Source organism: Kitasatospora sp. NPDC091257, assembly GCF_044757675.1.
GTDB lineage: Bacteria > Actinomycetota > Actinomycetes > Streptomycetales > Streptomycetaceae > Kitasatospora > Kitasatospora lactacystinica.
This window is the reverse complement of sequence record NZ_JBIVVI010000415.1, coordinates 1-6,833: the sequence shown is the minus strand read 5'-3', so window position 1 is coordinate 6,833 and position 6,833 is coordinate 1. Positions and strand designations below refer to the sequence as shown.

At 74.2% G+C, this 6,833-nt stretch carries 5 protein-coding genes; 2 read left to right on the top strand and 3 right to left on the bottom strand.

From position 1 onward, the window contains the following. Positions 1–1,881 (top strand): ABC transporter ATP-binding protein (locus ACIQOV_RS20135; protein WP_401050213.1); only part of this gene is annotated, 1,881 nt, incomplete at its 5' end. Between the two features lie 130 nt (positions 1,882–2,011). Here ACIQOV_RS20135 and ACIQOV_RS20130 read toward each other — a convergent pair. Next, positions 2,012–3,034 (bottom strand): ATP-grasp domain-containing protein, encoded by a 1,023-nt coding sequence (locus tag ACIQOV_RS20130; protein WP_401050210.1) that lies wholly within the window; start codon positions 3,032–3,034, stop codon positions 2,012–2,014. A gap of 123 nt (positions 3,035–3,157) precedes the next feature. Between ACIQOV_RS20130 and ACIQOV_RS20125 the strand changes: the two genes are divergently transcribed. After that, positions 3,158–3,700 (top strand): NUDIX hydrolase, encoded by a 543-nt coding sequence (locus ACIQOV_RS20125; RefSeq protein WP_401050208.1) that lies wholly within the window; start codon positions 3,158–3,160, stop codon positions 3,698–3,700. Positions 3,701–3,801: 101 nt separating this feature from the next. Here ACIQOV_RS20125 and ACIQOV_RS20120 read toward each other — a convergent pair whose 3' ends face one another. Together ACIQOV_RS20120 and ACIQOV_RS20115 are read right to left on the bottom strand one after the other, a co-directional pair. Continuing rightward, positions 3,802–5,010 carry a hypothetical protein gene (locus tag ACIQOV_RS20120; protein ID WP_401050205.1) on the bottom strand — a complete coding sequence of 403 codons (1,209 nt, stop codon included), beginning with the start codon at positions 5,008–5,010 and terminating at the stop codon, positions 3,802–3,804. A gap of 305 nt (positions 5,011–5,315) precedes the next feature. Further along, positions 5,316–6,431 carry an ABC transporter substrate-binding protein gene (locus ACIQOV_RS20115; RefSeq protein WP_401050202.1) on the bottom strand — a complete coding sequence of 372 codons (1,116 nt, stop codon included), beginning with the start codon at positions 6,429–6,431 and terminating at the stop codon, positions 5,316–5,318. Positions 6,432–6,833 lie beyond the last annotated feature (402 nt).

Below are 6,833 nucleotides of genomic sequence, written 5' to 3'. Positions count from 1 at the left end.
CCTGCCCTGGCCAAGGCCGCCCGCACCGCCGACCCCGACCTGCTGGACCGGGTCGCGGCCCTGCCGCCGGCCTCCGACACCCCGGACGTCCCCCGCGCCGAGGCCGAGGCCGGCGACCCCGACTTCACCCTGCGCCGCCTGTTGCGCTCCTTCCGCACCCCGCTGCTCATCGCCCTCCTGCTGGTCGCCCTGGACGCGGCGGCCGGACTGGTGCTGCCGGTGCTGATCCGGCACGGCATCGACGACGGCGTCCGCAAGGGCCTGATGTCCGGCGTCGCGGTCGCCTCGCTCACCGCACTCGTCGTGGTGCTGCTGGACTGGGTGGTGCAGGGCGCGGAGAACCGGGTCAGCGGCCGTACCGGCGAGCGCGTCCTCTACACGCTCCGGCTCAAGATCTTCGCCCACCTCAACCGGCTCGGCCTGGACTACTACGAGCGCGAGCTGACCGGCCGGATCATGACCCGGATGACCACCGACCTGGACTCGCTGACCTCCTTCCTCCAGACCGGCATGGTCACCGCGGTGGTCAGCCTGCTGACCTTCGCCGGGATCTTCGCCGCCCTGCTGATCATCGACGCCGGCCTGGCCCTGGTGGTCTTCGCCGTCCTGCCGCTGCTGGTGATCGCCACCCTGGTGTTCCGCAAGAAGTCCAAGGACCAGTACGAGCGCTCCCGCGACCTGATCGGCACCGTCAACGCCGACCTCCAGGAGAACGTGGCCGGCATGCGGATCGTCCAGGCGTTCCGCCGCCTGGACACCAACACCGACCGCTTCGTGGCCCGGGGCATCGCCTACCGCGAGGCCCGGGTCAGGGCCCAGCTCTACATCTCGCTGTACTTCCCGTTCGTCCAGTTCCTCTCCAGCGTGGCCGCCGCGCTGGTGCTGATCGTCGGCGCGGCCCGGGTCGACGCCGGGACGCTGACGGTCGGCGCGCTGGTCGCGTACCTGCTCTACATCGACCTGTTCTTCGCGCCGGTCAACCAGCTGTCCCAGGTGTTCGACGGGTACCAGCAGGCCTCGGTGGGCCTCGGCCGCATCCGCGAGCTGCTGCGCACCCCGACCACCACGGCGGAGGCGACCGACCCGGTCCCGGTGGTCAAGGGCCTGCGCGGCGAGATCTCCTTCGAGGGCGTCGGCTTCGCCTACAACGGCGGTGCGGACGGCGCCCCGACCGTGCTGAGCGACGTGGACCTGCACATCCCGGCCGGGCAGACGGTGGCGCTGGTCGGCGAGACCGGCGCCGGAAAGTCGACGCTGGTGAAGCTGGTCGCCCGGTTCTACGACGCGACGGAGGGCACCGTCCGCGTGGACGGGGTCGACCTCACCCGCTACGACCTGGCGCAGTACCGCCACCGCCTGGGTGTGGTGCCGCAGGAGGCGTACCTGTTCGCGGGCACGGTCCGCGAGGCCATCGCCTACGGCCGGCCGGGCGCCTCGGCGGCCGAGGTGGAGGCGGCGGCCCGGGCGGTCGGCGCGCACGACATGATCGTCCGGCTCTCGGGCGGCTACGACCACGAGGTGGCCGGCCGCGGGCGCAACCTCTCGGCGGGTCAGCGCCAGCTGATCGCGCTGGCCCGGGCGGAGCTGGTCGACCCGGACATCCTGCTGCTCGACGAGGCCACCGCGGCGCTCGACCTGGCCACCGAGGCCGCGGTCAACCAGGCCGCGGACCGGCTCAGCGGCGGACGGACCACCCTGGTCATCGCCCACCGCCTGACCACCGCCGAGCGTGCCGACCGGGTGGTCGTGCTGGACCACGGCCGGGTGGTCGAGGACGGCACGCACGCCGAACTGCTCGCCCTGGGCGGCACCTACAGCCGGCTCTGGCGGGCGTTCATCGCCGACGGCCACCCGGCGGCCGAGGCCGTCGCCGCCGGATAGGCCGCCCCGCACCGGGCCGGGGGCGGCGTCAAGCCGGCCCCCGGCCGGCCGCGATCCCGAACCTCTGCGATCCCGAACCTCTGCGACCTCGAACCTCCGCGTCCCGTCCGGCGGTCCTTCGTACGAACCGTCAGGCGGCGATCAGCGAGGCCAGCAGTCCCGAGGCGTCGATCCCGCGCGGCAGGTCGCTCACCTGCCCGTCGCCGACCTCGACCACCCGCCAGCCGGAGCCGTCCGCCCGGCTGGCGAGGTCGGTGGTGACGAAGCGGCAGCCGAGCCTGCGGACCAGCGCCGGGACATCGGTGAGGTCGGGCTCGACGGTCCGGCGCGGGGCGTCCGGGTGCGGCCCGACCAGGACGGGCCGGCCGTCCAGCCACCACACCCGGGCCTCCACGGGCCGCCCGCCGCTGCCCGGCGCGTCGCCGTCGGCGTGCTCCGGGCCGGCCGCACCGGCGGCACCGGACACCCCGCTCACGTCGGACACCCCGCTCGCGTCGGCCGCGCGGTCGGCGCCGTTCGCGCCGGTCGGCCCCGCCGGGACGCCCGCGCCCTCGAACTCCTCGTACCGCCGCAGCACCACGCCGCCCGCCAGGAACTCGCCCTGCAGCTCGACGAACCGTTCCACCACCCGTCCGACGGCCGCCAGGTCGGCCAACTCGGGCACGTAGCAGGCCTCGTGCCACTCGTGCTTGCGCGACTTCACGTAGTCCTTGACGATCGCCGGCCCGTGCCCGCCGATCCGGGCCGCGGCCTCCGCCAGTTCCTCGGGCCCGGGCGCCACCGGCCCCTCCGACGGGATCCACGCGCTGGCCGGCGTCGCACCCTCGAACACGTCGTACCAGCCGGGCAGTTCGTGGGCCGCCGCGTACCCGGGCGGGCTGGTCAGCAGGGTGCCGCCGCGGGCGGTGAGCGCGGCGGCGAAGTCGGCGTACCGGGTGGTGGGCAGCATCCAACCCCGGTACCAGAGCGGCCCGCTGTCCGCCGGTACCCGTCGGACGGCCTCCTCGGCCCGCCCGGCGAGCAGCCCGTCGTGGTCGACCAGATGGTGCTCGCCACCCAACTCCCGCAGCATCCTGGCCTCCCAGGCGAAGTGCGGGTCGGGCCGGCGCGGGTTGAGCGGATCGGCGGGGAAGATGATCGCGGGTACGGGCATGGCCGTCAGAGTACGGTCGGCGGGCTGATCCCGGGCCCGCCACGACGGACCGGTCGACCCGAGCACCCGACCGGAGTGCCGAATCCGCTCGACGCCCCGGGCGGCCACTGCGAGAGTGACCCGATGCGAAATCTGCTGAGCTCCCGCAAGCGCAGGCCGAGGCGGGCCGCCCGCACGGTGGTCCTGGACGAGAACGGCTCGGTCTTCCTGCTCCGTTCGGACAACGACGAGGTCGGCGTGCACTGGACCATGCCGGGCGGCGGGCTGGAGCCGGGCGAGACCCCGTGGGACGGCGCCCGGCGCGAGCTGTGGGAGGAGACGGGCTGGAGCGACCTCGAACCCGGCCCGCTGCTCTGCACCTGGGAGCACGACTTCACCTGGCACGGCACCCCGGTCCGCCAGCACGAGCACATCTACCTCGCCGCAGGGCCGCACCGCGGCCCGGTCGGCGACGTCAGCGCGGTGCACGCGGTCGACCGGATCCTGGACTGGCGCTGGTGGACCCCGGCCGACCTCGCCGACGAGAACGCCGACGCGCTCTGGCCGCCCGCGCTGCCGGAACTGCTGGACACGGTCCGCGCGGGCTGGGCCGTGGACGGTCGACCGCCGGTGCCTGTCGACCTCGGATACGTCCCGAACGGCCCGGTCACCCGTCGGGCCCGCTAGCACCGCTGGGCCCGCTGGGTCCGCTGGACCCGCGCGGCCCGGCGCCCTCCCGGCCTGTCGGGCCCGCGCGGCCCGGCACCGAACGGCGCCCGGTGGAGCGGCTACCCGCGCCCGCCGCGCCGGGTCCGCGCGGCCGGACCGGGCTCCCAGCCGTGCAGTTCCAGCTCCCGGTCGTGCAGCGCGGCGGGGTTCATCAGCACCGTCAGCGGGGCGCCGACCAGCTGGTCGGCCGCGAGCCCGGTCGCGGACAGCAGCTGCTCGGTCGGCACCGAGACGGCGATGGCGGGCCGCCAGGAGGGCAGCACCACCAGGCAGGTGCCGCGGCCGACCCGGATCGGCCGGGCCGCCACCCGTACCGGTGCCCGTTCCTCCGGCCGACCGAGGGCCTCGGTGGGCCCCGGGCCGGCGCCGATCAGGATGCCGAGCGGCGGTTCGGCCCACGAGGCCCCGGCGGAGGGGCCGACGGTGCCGTCGACGGCAGAGCGGTCGACGGCGGCGGGGTCGGTCCCGGCAGAGCTCCCGCTGGCGACGCCGGTTCCGGAGCCGGCATCGAGGGCCCCGGCTCGGGGAGCTCCGGCTCGGGGAGCTCCGGTTCCGAACGACGGTCCCTGCGCCGCCGCTCCCGCCGCGCCGGCCCGTTCGCCCCGTTCGCCGGCCCGTTGGTCGGCCCGGCCGGTGGCACCCGGCAGGCCCGTGCCGGTCGGGCCGGACGCGGCCGTCTCCCGTGCGGTCGCCCCCTGCCCGCTCCGGGCGGCCTGCGGGTGCATCCGGCGCAGTCGCCGTGAGGGCGACGGCCGCCGGGATCCCAGGATCCGCGGCTCTTCGCGCATCGTGCGCTGCGTCGGCACGGACGGGCCGGCCTCCGAGGGCGCGGCGGCGGACCCGAACCGGACGAACCCGGTCTCGGCTCCGTCCGGCCCGTGGAGGGCATCGGGCGCCTCGGTGGCACGCTCGTCGGATGCGCCGGGAGCGACCGGACCGTCCTCGGTCTCCGCGTCCACGCCGGGCGGGGCCGGTACCTCCGCGACCGGTAGACGGCACGCGTCCGTCGGCGGGACGGTCGGCGCCTCCGCGTCGTACCGGCGGCGCGGCTGCGGCACCGAGTCGAGGCGTGCCGGGCCGGTCCGGCGCGCCCCTCCCTCCGGGAAGCCGGGCGCGGCCGCACCGGGCTCGACGACGGTCGCGATCGAGCACACCGGGACGGCCGCGGCGGGCGGGCCCGGTACGGCGGGCGGGGGCGAGGATCCGGCGCTGTCCCCGGGCGGGCCGGGCAGGGACGGGTCGGTTGCGGCGGGGTGGAGCGAAGTCATCTGCGGGCCCTTCGGGGAACGGTCCCGACGATCCTCCCGCACCACGCGATCAGCTCCAAGCGTCGAACCCGACGGTGTGCGCGATACCACCGCGACACCACCGCGGGATCGTCGTGGGATCACCCGGGATCGCCCAAGACGGCGCAGGGCGAACACCGTTGCCACACGACCGGAACGGCGCCGTGTTCTGCCCGCGGGCCCCGATCCCGCCCCGCCGGGCGGGATCGGCCGAGCGACCGGTCAACGGTTGGTCGAGCGACCGGCGAGCGACCGGCCCTCGGGCCGGTCAAGGACCGACCGGGAGATCAACCAGCGGGCGCGACAAAGCCCTTGAGGTCGGCGAGCACCGCGTTCGCCGCCATGACGCCGAGCCCGAGGAACCAGGTCTCGTCCGAAACCGGCCGGGCCTGACCGGACTTGACCGCACCGAGCGTCTTCCAGAGCGCGCCGCCCAGCACCGCGTCCTGGTTGGTCGAGCTGGGGCTTCCGTACACGCCGTAGAAGATCCAGTCGGCGTCGGCCTTGTCGATCTGCTCCGGGCTGACCTCCACCGCGAGCTCCTGGACCTGCTCGATCCCGGGCTGCGGCAGCGGCACGTCGGTGAGGATGGTGCCGATGAAGGAGAGCTCGGCGTAGAGCCGGGTCCGGCCCGGCATGAAGCGCAGCGGAGTGATGGTGGGCCGCTTGTCGCCGAGCTTCGCGCCGATCGCCGCGGCCGCGGCCTGGTACGCGTCGAGCTGCGCCTTGGCCTCGGCCTCCAGGCCGAACGCACTCGCGTTGAGCAGGAAGTTCTGCTTCCAGGGGTAGCCGGGGCGCAGCGAGAAGACGGTCGGCGCGATCTTGGACAGCTGGGCGTACTGGTCCTGGGCCCGCAGCTGGCTGCCGAGGATCAGGTCCGGCTTGAGCGCGGCGATGGCCTCCAGGTTGAGGCTGTTGATGGTGCCGACGGCGGCGGGGCTGCCGGCCTTGTCCTTGAGGTAGGACGGCAGGGACTTGGAACCGTCGGTGTACACGACGCCGACCGGCTGGATGCCGAGGGCGACGACGTTGTCGAGCTCGCCGGTGTCGAGCACCACGACCCGGGTGGGCCTGGCCGGGATGACGGTCTCGCCCATCGCGTGCCGGAGGGTGCGCGGGTAGACGCCGGGGGCGGCGTCGGTGCCGAAGCCCTTCATCTTCTCGATCACGGCCGCGTAGTCGTCGCCGCCCTGCTTGACCGACTTCTGGTTCGGGGAGGAGCCGCCGCCGGCCGGGGTCGAACCGCCGCTGCCGCCCGATCCACCCGCGCCGCCCGAGCTGCCGCAGGCGGTGAGCAGTCCGCCGAGGCCGAGCACGGCACCTCCGGCGATCCCGGCGGTGAGGAACCTGCGGCGGGTCGCGGTGCGGGGGGCGAGGGCCAGGTCGTCGGAGGTGGGGGGCACGCGACGCTCCTTTCACGATCGAATTTAGGTTAGGCAAACCTATCCGATGGGAGGGAGGCGGGGGTGCGGGCCGTCCGCGCCGAAGGGGCAAACCATGTCGAACCTTGGCAAAAGGGAGAAAATTTCTTGGCCCAACTCCTTTGAAACAAAGGTACATGGGTGAACAAGCCATAAATACAGCAACCCCAATGCCCTTCAGGCGAACGAATCGAAGTAAGTGGTTTAGATCACCAAGGGTTGGTCTACTCAACCTTCCATGCCCGCCTCTAGGGTGCGCTGGTGTTTGATCAGCAGCTCTCAGAGCACACGAGCAGCGGCCGGGCAATGGCGCCCGGCGCTCCGCAGGGTGCCCCGGTCAGTGGCATCAGTGGTGGAGTCCCCGGCAGTCAGGGGACCGCTGGG

Excerpts from the sequence above, each read along its gene's own strand:
- ACIQOV_RS20130 (WP_401050210.1), bottom strand. The coding sequence starts at position 3,034 with ATGCCCGTACCCGCGATCATCTTCCCCGCCGATCCGCTCAACCCGCGC.
- ACIQOV_RS20125 (WP_401050208.1), top strand. The coding sequence starts at position 3,158 with ATGCGAAATCTGCTGAGCTCCCGCAAGCGCAGGCCGAGGCGGGCCGCC.
- ACIQOV_RS20120 (WP_401050205.1), bottom strand. The coding sequence starts at position 5,010 with ATGACTTCGCTCCACCCCGCCGCAACCGACCCGTCCCTGCCCGGCCCG.